This is a genomic window from Thermodesulfovibrionia bacterium, from assembly GCA_030646035.1.
GTDB lineage: Bacteria > Nitrospirota > Thermodesulfovibrionia > UBA6902 > UBA6902 > JACQZG01.
The window spans coordinates 268,675-286,517 of the sequence record JAUSMY010000056.1 but is presented as its reverse complement, the minus strand read 5'-3'; the positions used below and the strand labels follow the sequence as shown (position 1 = coordinate 286,517).

General features: G+C 45.1%; 18 protein-coding genes. 7 read left to right on the top strand and 11 right to left on the bottom strand.

The window, feature by feature from the left end:
• Positions 1-5 precede the first annotated feature (5 nt).
• A complete protein-coding gene (gene lgt, locus Q7U10_10145) occupies positions 6-842 on the bottom strand; it encodes a prolipoprotein diacylglyceryl transferase (protein MDO8282961.1) in 837 nt (278 codons plus the stop codon).
• 182 nt (positions 843-1,024) lie between these two features.
• Between lgt and Q7U10_10140 the strand changes: the two genes are divergently transcribed.
• From Q7U10_10140 to Q7U10_10130, 3 genes are all read left to right on the top strand, one after another.
• Positions 1,025-1,579, top strand: a complete 555-nt coding sequence (locus tag Q7U10_10140; GenBank protein MDO8282960.1) for a DUF5625 family protein — start codon at positions 1,025-1,027, stop codon at positions 1,577-1,579.
• Between the two features lie 91 nt (positions 1,580-1,670).
• The gene (locus Q7U10_10135) at positions 1,671-1,871 is read left to right on the top strand and encodes a hypothetical protein (protein ID MDO8282959.1); all 201 of its coding nucleotides are present in this window, start codon (positions 1,671-1,673) and stop codon (positions 1,869-1,871) included.
• Between the two features lie 5 nt (positions 1,872-1,876).
• A complete protein-coding gene (locus tag Q7U10_10130; GenBank protein MDO8282958.1) occupies positions 1,877-2,155 on the top strand; it encodes a type II toxin-antitoxin system YoeB family toxin in 279 nt (92 codons plus the stop codon).
• Between the two features lie 125 nt (positions 2,156-2,280).
• Here Q7U10_10130 and Q7U10_10125 read toward each other — a convergent pair whose 3' ends face one another.
• From Q7U10_10125 to Q7U10_10100, 6 genes are all read right to left on the bottom strand, one after another.
• Entirely contained in the window at positions 2,281-3,162 is an 882-nt protein-coding gene (locus tag Q7U10_10125) for a methylenetetrahydrofolate reductase (GenBank protein ID MDO8282957.1), read from the bottom strand.
• On the bottom strand, positions 3,159-3,827 hold the full coding sequence (locus tag Q7U10_10120; GenBank protein MDO8282956.1) for a methylenetetrahydrofolate reductase C-terminal domain-containing protein: 669 nt from the start codon (positions 3,825-3,827) through the stop codon (positions 3,159-3,161). The genes Q7U10_10125 and Q7U10_10120 overlap by 4 nt, the downstream gene beginning before the upstream one ends.
• A gap of 33 nt (positions 3,828-3,860) precedes the next feature.
• Entirely contained in the window at positions 3,861-4,424 is a 564-nt protein-coding gene (gene folE / locus Q7U10_10115) for a GTP cyclohydrolase I FolE (GenBank protein ID MDO8282955.1), read from the bottom strand.
• Positions 4,425-4,453: 29 nt separating this feature from the next.
• Positions 4,454-5,800, bottom strand: coding sequence for a tetrahydrofolate dehydrogenase/cyclohydrolase catalytic domain-containing protein (locus Q7U10_10110; protein ID MDO8282954.1), 1,347 nt, complete (start codon positions 5,798-5,800; stop codon positions 4,454-4,456).
• Positions 5,801-6,208: 408 nt separating this feature from the next.
• Positions 6,209-6,796, bottom strand: a complete 588-nt coding sequence (locus Q7U10_10105; protein ID MDO8282953.1) for a 5-formyltetrahydrofolate cyclo-ligase — start codon at positions 6,794-6,796, stop codon at positions 6,209-6,211.
• A complete protein-coding gene (locus Q7U10_10100; GenBank protein ID MDO8282952.1) occupies positions 6,793-7,566 on the bottom strand; it encodes a carbon monoxide dehydrogenase accessory protein CooC in 774 nt (257 codons plus the stop codon). The genes Q7U10_10105 and Q7U10_10100 overlap by 4 nt, the downstream gene beginning before the upstream one ends.
• 127 nt (positions 7,567-7,693) lie before the next feature.
• Between Q7U10_10100 and Q7U10_10095 the strand changes: the two genes are divergently transcribed.
• On the top strand, positions 7,694-8,974 hold the full coding sequence (locus Q7U10_10095; protein ID MDO8282951.1) for a diguanylate cyclase: 1,281 nt from the start codon (positions 7,694-7,696) through the stop codon (positions 8,972-8,974).
• Between the two features lie 15 nt (positions 8,975-8,989).
• Here Q7U10_10095 and Q7U10_10090 read toward each other — a convergent pair whose 3' ends face one another.
• From Q7U10_10090 to Q7U10_10075, 4 genes are all read right to left on the bottom strand, one after another.
• Complete coding sequence (locus Q7U10_10090; protein ID MDO8282950.1) at positions 8,990-9,814, bottom strand: shikimate dehydrogenase; 825 nt, start codon at positions 9,812-9,814, stop codon at positions 8,990-8,992.
• Complete coding sequence (locus Q7U10_10085; protein ID MDO8282949.1) at positions 9,792-11,084, bottom strand: DUF512 domain-containing protein; 1,293 nt, start codon at positions 11,082-11,084, stop codon at positions 9,792-9,794. Before Q7U10_10085 ends, Q7U10_10090 begins: the two co-directional genes overlap by 23 nt.
• A gap of 5 nt (positions 11,085-11,089) precedes the next feature.
• Positions 11,090-11,638, bottom strand: coding sequence for a CDP-diacylglycerol--glycerol-3-phosphate 3-phosphatidyltransferase (pgsA, locus tag Q7U10_10080; protein MDO8282948.1), 549 nt, complete (start codon positions 11,636-11,638; stop codon positions 11,090-11,092).
• A 133-nt stretch (positions 11,639-11,771) separates the two neighbouring features.
• Positions 11,772-13,547, bottom strand: a complete 1,776-nt coding sequence (locus tag Q7U10_10075) for a formate--tetrahydrofolate ligase (protein ID MDO8282947.1) — start codon at positions 13,545-13,547, stop codon at positions 11,772-11,774.
• A 205-nt stretch (positions 13,548-13,752) separates the two neighbouring features.
• Between Q7U10_10075 and Q7U10_10070 the strand changes: the two genes are divergently transcribed.
• The 3 genes from Q7U10_10070 to Q7U10_10060 all read left to right on the top strand — a co-directional run bounded on the left by Q7U10_10070 (position 13,753) and on the right by Q7U10_10060 (position 17,841).
• On the top strand, positions 13,753-14,052 hold the full coding sequence (locus Q7U10_10070) for a zf-TFIIB domain-containing protein (GenBank protein MDO8282946.1): 300 nt from the start codon (positions 13,753-13,755) through the stop codon (positions 14,050-14,052).
• 129 nt (positions 14,053-14,181) lie between these two features.
• Entirely contained in the window at positions 14,182-15,180 is a 999-nt protein-coding gene (locus tag Q7U10_10065; GenBank protein ID MDO8282945.1) for a sodium:calcium antiporter, read from the top strand.
• Between the two features lie 15 nt (positions 15,181-15,195).
• The gene (locus Q7U10_10060) at positions 15,196-17,841 is read left to right on the top strand and encodes a cation-translocating P-type ATPase (GenBank protein ID MDO8282944.1); all 2,646 of its coding nucleotides are present in this window, start codon (positions 15,196-15,198) and stop codon (positions 17,839-17,841) included.
• Positions 17,842-17,843: the final 2 nt, after the last annotated feature.

The following is a 17,843-nucleotide window of genomic DNA, read 5'->3' as shown; positions in this document are numbered from 1 at the left end:
CTATGCTATGCCTTACTGCCGCTTCTTATGAAATATATCGCTGCACCACAAATTATCATTGTCAGGCATAGCGCCTGCCCCATGCTTAAAGGGCCGAGGATGAATCCGAGCTGGGGATCGGGCTGCCTGAAGAATTCTATGACAAACCTGACAAGCCCGTACCCTATTAAATACAGCGACAGGAGAAATCCATTGAACGGACTCTTTTTGCGTACGCTCCATAGAATGATAAAGAGGATTAACCCCTCAAAAAATGCTTCATACAGCTGTGACGGATGCCTGAGCAAGGTATCTGAATCAAGCGGAAAGTACATCCCCCACGCAGCAGTTGTCTCTCTGCCGTAAAGCTCGCCGTTAATGAAGTTGCCGATCCTTCCGAATGTGTAGCCGAGAGGAGCTACAGGGGCAAAGAGGTCTGTGAAATACCAGAAATCGATCTTCCTTTTTCTACAGAAGAGCAGGGCGGCTGTTATGAGCCCTACGAGTCCACCATGGTATGACATTCCCGCAATGCCGATGAATTGAATGCCGTTCTCAAATGAGAATGGGAGAAATATCTCAAGCGGGTGCGAGAGGTAATAATTCAGATTGTAAAACAATACATACCCGAGCCTTCCTCCTGCCATAAGGCCGACGATCATCCAGACAAAGGCATCCTGTATAGTCTCTTTTGTAAAACTGAATCCTTCACCTTTGACCCTCTTTATTACAAGGAGATAGACAATGGCGAACGCGACGATGTACATCATTCCGTAATAGCGGATCTGAAACTGGCCGATAGCTATGATGTTAGGGTTGATGTGCTCCGGTATATGCTGCCAGAAGTCAGTGAAGTTGTTCATGATTTCCTGTAAGTTATTTTAATTCCCCTCTATCAAGAGGGGATTAGGGGTGTGTTGCTCCCTAATGCCATGCGCCTATTTTACGAAATAAGAGGCACGGGTTACAAATATTGACAATATAAATTTCTGCTGTAAAAAAGTTCTTGTTTAAAATTCTAATAAATATTATGATTACATTCATTATGAGCTTTAAAGACATGAGTCAGAAAATGATAGATACAAAAATCACGACGCAACTTTGCAACTTCATGAATATCAGGCGACGATTATTAATGCTGTTTATTATGTTGCCAGTACTGTCTGCGTGCAGGCATCTGCCAACGCCCCCGATCATTATGCCGTTTGAGGTGCAGAAGGCTGGAACAAAGATCGAAAGCTATTTCCGTATCGAAAAGAGTGATACATACAGCTTCACTTTGCGGGTTGGGTTCAAGAAGGGTGATTTTGAGCGTGTCGCCAGGCTGGCTGGTCATTTCAAGTATAGTGACGGCATCCCCATTCCGCTGCGAATTCGAGTCGCGCAAATCGATACTACGGGTGAAAAAACGATTCTGGATAAAGAGGTATCAGAGTTGCAGTATGCTGGAATTTCCGTTGACAGATTTCATGGAATCATTATTAATTTTAAGATGTCCCCCGGCGATTACCGGGTCTATATCGAAAGTCTAAAAGATATTTCTGCGTTGCAGGGAACCCAAATTGAGTTCGCAATCGAGCGGGCTTATCTCGGAAAATAGTGCAGCCTGCACTCGCAGGCATCTTGTCTTTATTCCTCCTCTTAGCAATTACAATCTGCAAAAATTGTATAATAAAACCGGAGGTGCTGATATGCAAAAAACATTGTCTGCCGAAATTAAGAGAGTAACAAAAGATAAGGTCAAGTTTGAAATAACAAAAGAAAATTATGAGATGTTCTGTAATGCTGTCGGTCTTTATAAAAAGGATTTTATCGAGACACTGAAAAAATCAGAAGCAGATCATAAAGCAGGCCGTACAATAAAGAGAAAATCTCTGCTTGAAATCGCATAGAAGGCATGACAGAGATATATACTACTGCAACATTCGATGAGTTGTTTCTTAAACTTCCGATAAAGATTAGGATTAAAGCTGACGAGAAGACAAAATTATTCAGGGAGAATCCCTTTAATCCCATCCTCAGAACAGAAAAACTTCATCCAAAAGGTCATGATGTCTGGAGTTTCAGAATTGATATCCACTACAGAATCGTATTTAGATTTACAGGGAAAGATGTGGTTGAATTCCGCTTCATAGGCCATTACAATCAAATTTACAATTACAACATTTTCGGTTGAGAATAATGCGTAGAACCCCTTGCCTTTATTTCCTCCTCTTAGTTTAAGGGGAGGTTAGGAGGGGTTATTATAGTAACTCCCCCTTGCCCCCTCTTAACTTAAGAGGGGGAGGAGTTTCTGAAATCTTAAAGCAGTCCGGCTCTCTCCATTATCTCAGGCACTTTGTCTTCCGCGCCGATCGCCATGATGTGAACGCCGTCGCAGATCTTTTCATCCTTAAGCTGTCTGATATGCCTTGCCATTATATCTATTCCTGCATCTAAAGCCTTTTCTTTGCCCGCTGCCTTTAACTCATCGATAAGGTTCTGAGGAACGGTAATTCCGGGAACGAACTTGTTCATGAAGTTAGCCATGCCAGCGCTCTTCAGGAGAACTAATCCGGCAAGTATCTTAACAGGGAATTGCCTTGAGTAATTCATAAAATCCTTGAACTTGTCTATGTCATATATCGCCTGTGTCTGGAAGAAGTTCGCTCCTGCCGCTATCTTCTTTTCAAACTTCATAAGCTGCGGCTCAATCGGATTGGACTCAGGTGTGACAACAGCGCCCTGATAAAAATCGGTCGCGCCTTTAAGCTCATTACCCATCATATCTTTGCCTGCATTAAGACCGGCTACTATCTGAAGAAGCTGGACAGACTCGATGTCATATACAGGTTTTGCCTCTTTATGGTCGCCTGCATTAGGATGGTCGCCGGTCATGCAGAGGACATTCTTTATTCCGAGTATACTCGCGCCTAACAGGTCTGACTGAAGCCCGATGCGGTTTCTGTCGCGGCAAGTCATCTGGAGGATAGGCTCATGCCCCATTTCAAGAAGGAGTTTGCAGAATGAGACAGAGCTGATGCGCATGACGGCAGACTGGTTATCCGTTACGTTCAGGGCATCCACTTTCCCTTTGAGCAACTCTGATTCATGGAGTATCTTCTTTATATCAGTGCCCTTTGGAGGGCCGACTTCTGCTGTTACAACAAATTTTCCGGAATTAAGGGCGTCTCTAAGGCTCACTTTTTTACCTCCTCTTTCTCACGGGTATTAAGGGTAGCGGGCTTTCTGCTGGCTGACCAGTTCTTCGGGCTGAGCGTCTTTTTGAAATCTTCAAGCCTGTTGGTCTTCTTCATCCTGTTATATATCCTTACCCACGCGCACTCTATGTCCGGGCTGACCTCGCATTTGCCTTCATTCGTCCCGCCGCAGGGGCCGTTCAGAAGCCCCTTGGGGCATGCGGTGACAGGGCAGATGCCGCCTGTCTTATCAAGTATGCACTCGCCGCACAGGGAGCATCTTTCATCGAACATCTGAAACCTTGTCATGTTGCCGAGAAAGAGCGTATCGTTGGACGGGAATACGGGTTTGTCAGGGAATATCTCAACGGCTGACTGTGTGCCTGCTCCGCAGGACATGACGATTATGGCATCAGCAGCAGCGCATGAATCTTTATCTTTTTTTAACTCGATCTTTGTGCCGAGCGTCTGGCATCCTGTCTTAGGAAGCATGGTTCCGGTGACGGTCTTTCCCTCAGCTTCAAGCGCTATTTTAAGCGCTGCGAGTTCTGGTTCGCCGCCTGTTCCGCAGAGTGAAGCGCACTCGGAACAGCCGATGAGAAAGAAACTTTTGTAGTCTGCGATATTTTCCAGCAAAGCCTTAAAGTCGCGTTTCTTGGTGATTATCATTTTTCACTCCTTATGCCTGAAATATGGGCCGGTTTAATTGTTCTGCTTGATAAGCTCCAGAAGCTCCATCCTTGTAGATTCCTTGGTCCTGAAGATCCCTCTGACGGCTGATGTGACTGTGCTCGCTCCTGACTTCTTAAGCCCGCGCATGGAAAGGCAGAGGTGCTCCGCGTCAATGATCACCATCGCGCCTTTTGGTTTTAATTTCTTCATTATAAGGTCGGCAAGCTGGGTTGTAAGCCGTTCCTGCACCGTGGGCCTCTTGGCAAAGAGTTCAACCGCTTTTGCCAGTTCACTTAAACCGACGATCTTTCCGCCTGAAGGGATATAGGCGACATGCGCCTTGCCTATAAAAGGAAGAAGATGATGCTCGCATACTGAATAGAATGGGATATTTTTAAGAAGCACCATCTCGTCATGGCTTTCACCCTCTATTGGTTTAAGAATCTCATCATCCGGCGTGGAGAGGCCTGCGAAGATCTCTTCATAGAGTATGGCGATGCGCTGCGGCGTATCCTTGAGCCCGGGCCTTTCGGTGTCTTCCCCGATGCCTTCAAGAACCAGCCTTATGCCTTTTTCAATCTTCTTTCTATCCATGTTTGCCACGTAATATAAAACAGATTATCTTATTTTGTCATCAAAGCAGGAAGTATCGCCTCAAGCGCGTCAACAGCATGCACAGGATGGCTGTCAGGATGTATCGCTCTATTAAATAGTTTTTCAGCATTGACTGCTGCATCAGATTCACTTGAGCCTGCATAAGAGGCAAGAAGTTTTGTAAAAGTTGAAACAGTAATTGACCTGTTGTCTTCAACTGCCTTTCTGACCTTATCTATATTCTGGTACAGCATGCCGAGCCATCCCTGATGCACAAGTTTGGTGACCGTAGCAGGGCCGACGCCGCCGGTCTCCAGAGTGAATGCAGCAGCTTTAGAGCGCGCAGCAGGGTCAACATCACCATAAGGCGATTTGCCGTCTTTTCTGAATGATGTGGATGCGTCTATTATCAGGCATCCCTGCTTAACCATCTCAGGGGTAAAGAAGTATTCTGTGTCAGAATGAACTTTGTAAGGGTGAAATCCCATGCAGCCGAAGATTATATCAGCGCGTTTTGAAAGTTCAATATAAATTCTACGCTGTGTTTCTTTATCAGAAGCGCCGCCTGAACCTGTCTTTGTATGCAAGGGCCCTAATACCGTTGCGTCAAAGCGCTTTAATAGATTAAAGAGAGGTTCTCCGACGATATTGCTTCTGCCTGCTACTACAACCTCAAGTCCTGCGAAGCTGGCTATGCCGTCCGGGCGAAGCCTGGCTCCTTTCTCTCTGACGAGGTAGACGCTTGACAGATCCACCATGCCTCTTGGAGTGCAGCAATCATAATAGCGTTCCGCGCCCAATGACATAAGTCCCAGCGTGACCTGATTAAGCCCGTCGCCGTCCTTTGCTACATTGATACGGTTGCAGAGAGCGGTTGTATCAATCGTCTCTCCTGCCTTGCCGCCGAATGGAAGCTGGAACATTAAGATGGATATGGATTTGTCATTGTTCCACTGCTCAAGCTTTTTGTACATTTCAGAAGCTGTGACAGTAGAAGGGAATTCTTCGAGCATGCTGGAGAGGCCTGACATCTTTGTTGTGGCTGATTTCATACCGACGTAGCTTCTTGATGCTGCGACTTTCGGATCGTCTTTGTCACCAACCAGAACGGTCAGTACCTTTGAGTCAGCAGGCTTAACATCCTTTAGAGCCGGTATCTCGCTCAGAAAATCAGACCTGCGTTTAAGTTCGGGTATGATCACATCCTGATATCCCTTTGGAAATTTCTGCTCTCCCTTTACGACCCCTGAGCCGTTAATGACATTGGAATATTCTTCTCCGCGGAATGTGCGTGAAATAAGATGTTTGAAATCATCCTGCGCAAACAGCCAGTGGTTAATGCCTCCGATGCGTTCTTTATACTCTCTGTAATCCATTAGTTCCTCCTGAGAATTATTTGAATTTTAGTCAGGGATTGCTTTAAAAAATTGAGAAGAATTTTAGCATTTATGAATTATGAGTGTCAAAAAGTGATAGAGGCAGATAAAGGCAGATTTAATGATGAGAGTGAATTAAAATCAATCCCCTCTTGCCTGAATAGCAAGAGGGGATTGATTGAATAACAGCTGAATACAATTGCAATTACGAACTAACCCTTTTTCTCCTGTTTTGCTTTTCTCTTTTCTTTAAGGGTCATCTTTGGTGCTTTCTTAACATCTGATTTTTGTTTGTCTTTTCCTTTGCTCATTTGATGCCTCCTTTTTTAAGATGGGATTAGTTTTTGTTTATTGTTATGAATCATTATAAATATTTTTATTTATACAAGCAAGGGGAATATGCGGAGATCATGCTTTGCAGGAGATGACCCGTTTATCAGTAATGATGATATCAACCTTGATGTCATGAGGTTCTGCCGGTATCCTGTCGCCGATCTGTTCTTCAAAAGCAAGCGCCACGGTTATTATATGTTCAGCCTTTGAAAGCATCTTTGATTCATAGCTCAGCAGCCTGTCATAGTAACCGCCTCCGTATCCCAGCCGGTTCCCTTTAGTGTCAAATCCTGTTCCCGGAATGACAACCAGGTCGATCTCTTTCAATGAGACTTCACGGTCTTTCAGTATGCCCGGTTCCTGTATGCCCATATATCCCGGGATAAGCTCTGAAACGTCCCTGACCTCAAACAGCTTTAATCCTCTGTTATCATGCTCAACCAGCGGTAAGATGAGTTTCTTCTTTAGATGTATCACGTCCTGAAGGTAATTCATTGTATCAACTTCAGAGCGGAATGAGGCATATAACAATATGCATTCAGACTTTTTAAAATCTTCCAGTTCAAAAAGCTTCTTTTCAATAGATCTCTCTTTTGCCTTCTTCTCGTCAGGATCTATTGAATTGCGCTTATTGAGCAGGTCTTCCCTGATTATCTTTTTCAAATATGCTTCTCCAGATTCATCTTTATCTTTTTAACTTCCTCAACTGCAATGGCTGACGCCTTGTTTGATGGAAGCCCTTTGACGTCAGCCTCCATTATATCGTTGTTAAAAGATATCGCCCCAAGCAGTTCCATATCCTTCAGCGAATCTTTAATAAAAGATATATCGCTTTCACCTCTCGTCTTATTGGCAACGGCAAAAATCTTTTTGATGCCCAGTTCTTTTGCGAGCCTTTTCACGGAGAGCGCTGTCTGTATGCTCCTCTGCCCCGGCTCCACAACAACTATGAATCCGTCCACGCCTTCGGCAGTACCCCTTGTGAGGTGCTCTATGCCTGCCTCCATATCAACTATGACGATCTCATCTCTCTCAAGGATTAGATGCTTGAGCAGTCTCTTTAAGAGCGCACTCTCAGGGCAGTAGCATCCAGATGAGGCAGTCCTTGATTTTCCCATGATAAGTAGAGTTGTATTGCCGAGTTTAAACCCGAAGCCTTCAGGTATATCATCAACCTTGGGATTGAGCCTGAATATTCCGCCCGGTTTTCCTGGTTTTACACCTGTCCTCTCTTCTATCAGGTCCGGCAGGTCAGCTATCGGCCGTATGGTGCTTAGATCATCTTTTGAGATGCCCAGTGCAGCAGCAAGGTTGGCATCCGGGTCTGCGTCAACCGCTATGACCTTTTTGCCTTCTGAAGAGTAGATATGGCTTAAAAGAGCCGACAGCGTTGTCTTGCCGACACCGCCTTTGCCTGTTATCGCTATTTTCATTATATTAACTCCTCAGTTATTGAATGGATGTATGAATCAAATTAACATGTATGAAATATTTTATCAAAGAATTTAAATTATTAATTATTTCATTGACTCTGAAATTGCGCTCTGATAGGATGTTCTTATGGCAGAGAAGGCAAAGAGCGCAATATTTTTCGGTAAAGAATACAGAGTATTCCTCTTTAGTATCAGCCTCATCATAGCCATTTTTGTGTCAGGAATTTTTCTCGGATTATATTACAGGAACGGCCAGTTGATCGAGGAAGAGATCCTCACTGCCGCAAGAGGTGACTTCAATGACATCGCGCTGAACAGAAACTGGGGCTCCGGGCACAGCGGGGTATATGCAGAGAAGAAGAAGGTCATCGATCCTGAGAACTATCTTAACAATCCTGATTTTGAATCCATGAACGGCAAGTTTTATACAAAGGTCGGTTCGACACTGATGACAGGCGAGATTGTGCGGTTTGCGGCGATTGAGGAGATGCTCCTGTTTCATATAACGAGCCTTTATCCTCTTGATCAAAAGAACCTCGCGGATGAGTTCGAGCGGGATGCTCTTGTGAAGTTCAATGAGGGCGTTCAGGAGTTCTACCGCAAAGAGGTTATAAATGACAGAACATATTTCAGATACATGGCGCCTCTCTACATGAAGGATGAATGCCTTGGGTGCCACTTTGAGCAGGGCTACAGGCTTGGAGAGATCAGGGGCGGTATAAGCCTTAACTACAATATCGAGCATATTCAGGCAAAGCTCAAAAACAATAATTTCATAATCTTGTCTTTAGCTGTTCTGACGATCATCTTTCTTCTCGGGATCATTTATTTGATCGTACTGAAACTGATGAGGAAGCTGTCACAGGCGTATAAGAGGATCGAGGAGCTTTCGATAATAGATGAACTTACAGGCCTGTATAACAGGAGATATCTTGCATACCGCCTGCATGAAGAGGTCAACAGGGCGCAAAGGTATGGCCATTATTTAGGATGCATCATGATGGACATTGACCACTTCAAAAAGTTCAACGACACATACGGCCATATATTCGGCGATCTGATACTGCAGAAGGTTGCGGCGATAATCAGGAAGCACTGCCGGGCTGAAGATATAATCGTGCGATACGGCGGGGAAGAGTTTGTCATCATCTCACCTGAAACGAGGGTTGATGGCGTTCACGTGCTTGCGTCAAGGATACATGATCTGATAGCTGAGGAAGAAATTGAGGGCCCCGGTTCTGAACCGATCAGGATAACAGTAAGCATGGGTATTGCCGAATTATTCTATGAAGAGAAGGAAATTCCCGAGAGTGAAGATGAGATAATAGAACTCGCCGACAGGGCGTTATACTCTGCAAAAGCAAAGGGCAGGGACAGGATAGAGGTTTTTGAAGAGTTGGAGAAATGATTGTTGTGATGACATTTATTTTATCTTCGCCAACAAGACCTTTCGCATAACATCAACAGGCGGTTTCACTCCGGTCCACAATTCAAACGCAAGCACACCCTGCCAGAGCAGCATGCCTGAACCATTGATCGTCTTTGCGCCTCTTGCCTTTGCTTCTTTGAGAAGAGGAGTCTCTTTGTAGATAAGGTCGCAGACCACCATTTCAGAAGTAATTTTATTCGTGTCAAAGGGCAGGGGGTCGGTATCTTTCAGGCCGAGCGGGGTGGCGTTTATGATAATGTCTGGCTTGCCGGCTTGTTTAATATCATCCAGCAGTGTCACGTTATCACGAATTTTGCTGAGATCGTCCACAAGCTTTTGAGCCTTGGTTTTGTCTATATCAAACATGAACAGCTTTGACGCCTTCTCGCTCAAATAATAACTTATCGCCCTTGAGGCGCCGCCGGTTCCTATAACGAGCACATCTTTATTATCTATGGTGATATTTTCTTCAGACAGCGAACTCATAAATCCTCTGCCGTCTGTGTTGTAGCCTTTAAGCCTGCCGTCAGTATTAACTATCGTATTGACAGCGCCTATGAATAATGCCTCTTTATCAACTTCATCAAGAAGAACGATTACATTCTCTTTATGCGGGACTGTGGTGTTTACGCCTAACATCCCGAGCGCTCTTATGGAGTTTACAGCGGCGGGCAGGTCATGAGGCGCAACTTTAAATGGGACATAACACATATCAAGTCCAAGCTTTTCAAATGCTGCATTGTGCATATTAGGCGAGAGAGAGTGCTCAACCGGATACCCGAATATGCAGACTATTTTAGTCTTCCCACTTACATCCATCTTTTATTCCTTCTATAAGTCCCTGAGGTGTTGACTCGATGACCTTGACCGGAATGCCAAGCGTCTCTTCGATGTCTTTGATCTTAACATTATCAAGAAATACATTTGTCCCATCCCGCAGTGTTACATCCGGGACAAGAAGGCAGTCAGCCCTTGTCTTGCCTACGAGGGTCTTTATTATGTCCTTGCCTGTCAAAAGCCCGGCAACGGTCACTGACGAACCAAAGTGCCTGTTCTCAACCTCAAAGACCTCAAGGTTAAGCCCGTCTATCGTGTCCAGCCTTTTTTTGAATTCATTAAGAAATGGCATAAAAGATCTTCCGGTAAATGTGACTATATTTTTCGGCTCGATCTTTTTTGGGAGTTTTGCTTTTTTAGCCAGGTTCAAAAACAGCGGGACCATTCCGACACCGTTCTCTAATTGAGGAAGGTCGCCGTAGTTCTTTAATGCTGGGGAGGGTATGCCGGCATCAATGTATAATTCATCAGCGATGTAAACGAGAGTATCACCATGGCGTTTATTGAATCTTGCCTGAAGCTTCTTAACTTCCTCAATGACCTTTTTTGCTCCATCTGCTTCAATAGGCTGCACAAGTTTCTTTTTGTATTTGGTCAGGCCGACAGGCACAACAGAAATGGAGAGCATATACGGGTAAAATTTAGAGAGATCTCTTATTGTGCTCAGCAGTTCTTCCCCGTCATTAAACCCGGGGCATAGCACTATCTGGGCATGTATCCTTATCTTGTGAGAAGTGAAGTATTTTATTTCTTCAAGTATGTCGGGCGCCTTTTTATTGCCCAGCATCTTTCTTCTTAAATCATTGTTCGTTGTATGCACGGATATATACAGCGGGCCCAGCCGTTGCGAAACGATCCGCTCCTTATCTTTTTTTGTGAGGTTGGTCAGTGTCACATAATTGCCATAAAGAAAAGACATACGGTAATCGTCGTCTTTAAGATAGAGGCTCTTCCTCATGCCCTTGGGCAGCTGATTCACAAAGCAGAAGATGCAGTTGTTATTGCAGGATTTAGTCTTAAAGGATTTAAGTTCAATGTCAAGGTTTGAGATGTCTTTCTTTGGAACGGTGAAGTTCAGTTTTTTATCGCCTCTGATGATATCCATATGCAGAGATGAATCAGCGGCATGGAACATGTAATCTATTATGTCCTTAACAGGCTCGTTATTAATGGCTGCTATAACATCGCCTTTTTTTAAACCGAGCTTCTCGGCGTTGCTGCCTTCTTTTATATGGTTGATGCTTAGGTTCATAATCTTTATGCCTGGCTGTTGCCGGGATTAATTGTCTTTAGTCCGTTATATATGTACTGCAGCCCTGAAACTATTGTCAGAAATGCTATGAATATCAGTAACAGAAAGAGTGAAGATGTATCACCATTTATATTTACAAACAGCAGGACAACGCCTATAAAAATAAACTGAAATGCGCTTGATGCCTTTCCTAAAAGTGTAGGTTCTATCTTAAGCCTGTTAACGATAAAGTATGTGATGATGCATCCGGTAATAACTATCAGGTCCCTGCTTATGACCACAATAGTGAGCCACTTTGGTATCATGCCGTAATAGGTCATCAGTACAAATGATGTCACCATAAAGAACTTGTCTGCTATCGGGTCCAGAATCCTGCCAAGTTCGGTTGTCTGTTTTGTTATCCTCGCTACAAGGCCGTCAAAGATATCAGTGCAGGCTGCAAGTATAAATATATAAAGTGCGGCCTGGTATTTATTGTACATAAACGCAGCAACAAATGGCGGCAATAAAAGTATCCTTGTGATGGTAAGAATATTTGGAATGTTTTTAAACATAAAATAATATCAATTGCCTAATAAATCATATAAATAACAGAGTTAGCATATATTGCTAATAAAAAGCTTTAAAAATAAAACAGCCCCTGTTATAAAATGATAACAGGGGCTGTCAAAGCTTATTTATGTATTTTTAAAATACGCCTTGCACTTTACCTGTTTCAGTATCTACATCAACCCTCTTGAATGCAGGATTGGAACTTGTTCCAGGCATAAGGCTGATAGCGCCTGCCACAGGAACGATAAATTGTGCGCCGCCGTATGTGAGCACCTCTCTGATCTTGAGCTTCCATCCGGTAGGCACGCCCTTAAGAGCAGGGTTATCAGAAAGAGAGAGGTGTGTCTTGACCATGCACAGCCCTAACTTTGAGAGTTCAGGGTCTTTCTGTATCCTGGCAAGAGCTACCTCTGCCTCAGGCGAGTATTCAACTCCGTCTGCGCCGTATACTTCCTTTGCGATAAGCTCGATACGCTCTTTAACAGGCTGATCAAGCTCATAGAGGAATTTAAAATCATTCTTTTCTTCACATGCAGCAACAACTGCTTCGGCAAATTCAATAGCGCCGGCACCGCCTTTCTCCCAGTGTTTTGAGAGAGCGACCTTTGCGCCTGCGGCTTCAACGAGTTCGCGGACCTTGGCGATCTCAGCGTCGGTGTCAGAGTAAAATGCGTTTATACATACAACAGGGCTGATGCCTGCCTTTCTGACATTCTTAATGTGATGGAGAAGATTTCCGCAGCCTTTTTCAACCCAGCCGACATTCTCAGTGCTGTATTCTATAGGCATTGCCTTGCCAGGAACAGGGACCGGCGCTCCGCCGTGGCATTTAAGAGCCCTGATAGTTGCGACTACAACCGCGCAGTCAGGAACGAGTTTACTGAAACGGCATTTAAGGTTCCAGAACTTTTCAAAACCTATATCAGCTCCAAATCCTGATTCTGTCACATGATAGTCAGAAAGCTTAAGGCCGATCTGGTCAGCGATGATAGAGCTCTGGCCGATAGCGATATTGGCAAACGGGCCGGCATGAACAATAACAGGCTGGCCTTCAATGGTCTGCATAAGGCTTGGATTTAAGGCAGAGACCATCCATGCTGTCATCGCTCCCGCGACCTGAAGGTCTTCAGTTGTGATAGGCTTGCCCTTCTTGTTATAGGCAACGACTATCTTGCCCATGCGCTCGCGCATGTCCTTCAGGCTGGTTGCGACTGAAAGTATCGCCATGACCTCTGATGAAACAGCGATGCCGAACTTTGACTTCATCAGGAAGCCGTCTTTATTGCCGTTAACTCCGTCAATGCCGATTATTATATTTCTTAAAGACTGTGCGCAGAAATCGATTATCCATCCCATCTCAACTTTAGTAGGATCGATATCAAGCCTCTCCATGTTGCTCAGCCTCATAAGCTGCTCGTCATTATAATTACGTTCATGCTGCATCCTTGATGTAAGAGCAACCATAGCAAGGTTGTGCGCGTTCATGATTGCGTTGATGTCGCCGGTGAATCCAAGCGAGAAGGGGGTCAGCGGGATACACTGCGCAAGCCCGCCGCCTGCCGCAGAACCCTTGATGTTCATTGTAGGGCCGCCTGAAGGCTGCCTTATCGCTGCGCTTACACTTTTGCCGAGCTTTCCAAGGCCCTGAACAAGGCCCATTGTTGATGTTGATTTCCCCTCGCCAAGCGGCGTTGGGGTAATTGCCGTAACGTCAATATACTTTCCGTTCGGCCTGTCCTTAAGGCGTTCCATAACAGCCCTGTAGTCTATCTTTCCGATGTAATGGCCCTGAGGCAGAAGCTCCTCTTTCTTAAGTCCAAGGCGCTCTCCTATCTCATAGATAGTTGCCATTGTTTTTTCTGCTTCTTCCGCAATCTCCCAGTCTTTGTGTTTTGTTGGATCGAGTGGCATTGTTTTAATGTCCTCCTTAGTTTTTGATATTGTTGAACTATTTAATGCAGACTAAAATGCTTTGCAGTTTGTATGTAATAAATCTATAATATCTGCAGCCTGGCAATGACAATTGCAGGTCTGAAACTTTAGCATAGAGTAAACTTGAGTGTCAAACATTTTTTAGCATCAAATCTCAGAAAATAACATTAAGGAGGATTGATCAATGAAACCGAGTGAAAGAGAAGCAGAATTTATCGCAAGGATGGAGTTTGATAGAAAGAGGAAGGTCGATGAAGAGAAGCACAAAAAACTTAAAACAGAAGAGAAGAAGAAACTGAAAGACCTTCATCAAATGAGATGTCCTAAATGCGGAATGGAATTGATAGAGATAGACTACAAAAAACTTAAGGTGGATAAGTGCTCTGAATGTGACGGCATATGGCTCGATGCCGGTGAGCTTGATGCTATATCAAAGCTTGAGAAGGCAGGGCTTGATAAGCTGTTTGGTGTTTTTAAGAAATAAAGGTTAATTATACCTGACAGGCGAGGCCTTTACCGCGATGAGCAAATGTATATTAACGGTAAAGGTCTTTCTTGTCATAACTGTTGTTCCACTATAATCTAATTACAGATACTTTCAAAGGCAATTTGAATGACGCTTTGGCTTAGTTTCATCGTATGCACATCTGTAATTGTCTATTCAGGGACAAGGCTTGCCAAGTACGGAGACGTTATCGCTGAGAAGACAGGGCTTGGCAGGGCATGGATCGGCCTGGTGCTCATGGCGTCAGTAACGTCCCTTCCTGAACTTGTTACAGGTATAACCTCTGTCACATTTGCAGGGGTTCCTGATATCGCAGCGGGTGACGTCCTGGGAAGCTGTGTCTTTAATATGCTCATCCTTGCGCTTCTTGATGCTGCGCACCGGCCGCAGCCATTGTCTGCAAAGGCACACCACGGACACATTCTCTCTGCTGGTTTTGGAATACTTCTTTTGGGAGTAGTCGCCATAAGCCTGTTTTTGGGAGACCGTATTCCTGCATTTGGCTGGATCGGACTTTATACCCCTCTAATTATGGGTGTCTATTTAATCGCCATGAGGCTGGTCTATTTTTATGAACAAAGGCAGATCTCCGCATTCATAAAAGAAGTAGCTGTTGAATTGCAATACGAAAAAATATCGGCAAAGACTGCTGTCGTACATTACAGCATCCATGCGATTGTTGTTGTCATAGCAGCCATCTTCCTGCCCAAAATAGGCGAAGCTATTGCAGAGACAACAGGTTTGGGCCAGACATTTGTGGGCAATATCTTTATAGCTGTATCCACATCCCTTCCTGAGGTGGTGGTCTCTATAGCTGCCGTGAAGATGGGGGCGATAAACCTTGCAGTCGGAAACTTGTTCGGATCCAATATATTCAACATATTAATCCTTGGCATTGACGATCTCTTTTTCTTGAAAGGCCCTATGTTATCATTTGTAAATCAGAACCATGCGATCCCGGCATTATCCGCCATTGCCATGACAGCCATTGCAATTATCGGTTTGACCTATCGTGCTGAGAGTAAAAAATTGTTTCTGGCATGGGATTCTGTCGGGATGATTTTAATATTTATGATTAACCTAATGCTGTTATATATGATGAAATAGAAGGAGAGATAAACAATGAACTGGCATCAAAAGAAAATCAATGAGGTAGTTGACGAACTGAAGACTTCGCTGCAGGGGATCTCTTCGGAAGAAGCTGCCAAACGTCTCGGAGAATACGGCCCCAATGAATTAAAGGAGAAGGCGAAGAAGACCCCGCTCATGATGTTTTTTGACCAGTTCAAGGATTTCATGATAATGGTGCTTATCGCCGCCGCTGTTATTTCAGGGTTCATCGGTGAGGTGTCCGACACTATTGCAATCATTGTAATTATTGTTATAAATGCGGTTATCGGCTTTATACAGGAGTACAGGGCTGAAAAGGCTATGGCTGCTCTTAAAAAGATGGCAGCTCCATTTGCAACGGCAATAAGGAACGGCGTGCCTGAGACCGTAGACGCCTCGCTGCTTGTTCCGGGAGATGTTGTCATAATTGAGGCCGGCAAGATAATGCCTGCTGATATGAGGCTGATCGAGTCAGCGCAGCTGAAGGTGGAAGAGGCGGCCCTTACCGGTGAATCAGAGGCTGTTCTGAAACATACGCATGAACTCCATGATGAGCACCTGCCTTTAGGCGATAGAAAGAACATAACATATAAGGGCACATTCGCGACCTATGGCCGCGGTTCCGGCATTATCATTGCGACAGGCATGAATACAGAGCTTGGCAAGATCGCGACAATGCTGCAGGAAGAGGAAGAGGTGAAGACCCCGCTTCAAAAGAGGCTTGCCAGCTTCGGCCAGAAGCTCGCCATTGCCGTGCTTGCCATATGCGCAATAGTCTTCGGCATCGGCGTGATGAGAGGGGAGGATCCCATGCTGATGCTCCTGACAGCTATCTCCCTTGCTGTTGCAGCGATACCTGAAGCGCTGCCTGCGGTAATAACTATATCTCTTGCCCTCGGCGCAAAGAAGCTGGTTCAGCAGAATGCACTCATAAGAAAACTTCCTGCCGTAGAGACGCTCGGCTCAGTCACCTACATTTGCTCAGACAAGACAGGCACTCTTACCCTCAATAAAATGACGGTGGAGGAGCTGTATATAGATAATGAAATAGTAAAGACAAAAACTTCTCAACCTCAAAATTTCAAAACTTCTCCATCCTCTTTGCTGATGACCGCTCTCGCGCTCAGCAATGACGCTGTCTTTGATAAGGACGGCAAGCTGATCGGAGACCCGACTGAGACCGCGCTTTTTGATATCGCAGACAAGAACGGGTTTAACAAGTTGGAACTTGAGAAGGAACTTCCACGTGTTGCTGAGATCCCGTTTGATTCTGACAGAAAATGCATGACAACGTTTCATATGACCCCCCCCATCCCCCCCTTGGTAAGGGGGGGCGAAGGGGGGGTAATCTCCTTCACCAAAGGCGCGATAGATGTATTGCTCGATAAAGCTGACAATATCCTAACGTCTGACGGACTCAAGCCTGTCAATAAAGAAGAGATAATAAAAAATGGCGACAGGATGGCTGCTGATGGCCTGCGTGTTCTTTGCGTTGCCATGAGAAAGTGGGAGAGCCTGCCTGATGACATGTCTTTTGAAAATGTTGAGTCAGGGCTTACCATTATTGGCCTCACCGGCATGATGGATCCGCCTAGAGAAGAGGCAAAAGAGGCTGTCGCGATGTGCATAAAAGCGGGAATAAAACCCGTGATGATAACAGGAGACCATCCGATCACTGCGAGAGAGATAGCAAAGAGGCTCGGCATCATTGATGAGGACCCGAGGACGATAATTACCGGAAGAGAGCTTGATAATCTGACAATGGAGGAGTTTGAGGAGCGGGTTGAGCATATAAGGGTTTACGCGCGAGTCGCGCCTGAGCAGAAACTTAAGATAGTAAAGGCGCTTCAGGACAAAGGGCAGTTTGTCGCAATGACAGGCGACGGCGTGAATGACGCACCGGCATTAAAACGGTCTGACATCGGCGTTGCCATGGGAATCACCGGCACGGATGTCTCTAAAGAAGCCTCGGATATGATACTGCTTGATGACAATTTCGCGACCATAGTTAAGGCTGTAAAGGAAGGCAGGAAGATATATGACAACATCAGGAAGTTCGTAAAATATCTCCTTACAACCAACTCAGGCGAGATATGGACGCTCTTTCTTGCTCCGCTGGTCGGGCTGCCGATCCCGCTTTTGCCGATACATATACTATGGATAAATCTGGTTACTGACAGCCTTCCGGCGCTTGCGCTTTCCGCCGAACCTGCGGAAGGAGATGTTATGAGCAGGCCGCCGCGGCATCCGAAAGAGAGCATATTTGCTTACGGATTGGGGATTCACGCTATATGGGTCGGGCTATTAATGGGCGGTGTAGTTCTGTTCGTTCAGGCATGGTCGATCAATACCGGGCATGCCCACTGGCAGACGATGGTATTCACCGTGCTCTGCCTGACGCAGTTAGGCCATGTCCTTGCCATACGGTCGGAGAAACAGTCTCTGTTCACCATAGGCTTGTTCACCAACAAGTTCCTGCTCGGAGCAGTTGTGTTGACCTTCATCCTTCAGATGGCAACCATATATGTCCCGGCATTTAACTCTGTTTTTAAGACAGAGCCGCTGACACTGAGTGAACTGGCATTAACACTCGCGTTATCGTCTATAGTTTTCATTGCGGTTGAGATAGAGAAGTGGTGGAAGAGGAGAATGGATTAATT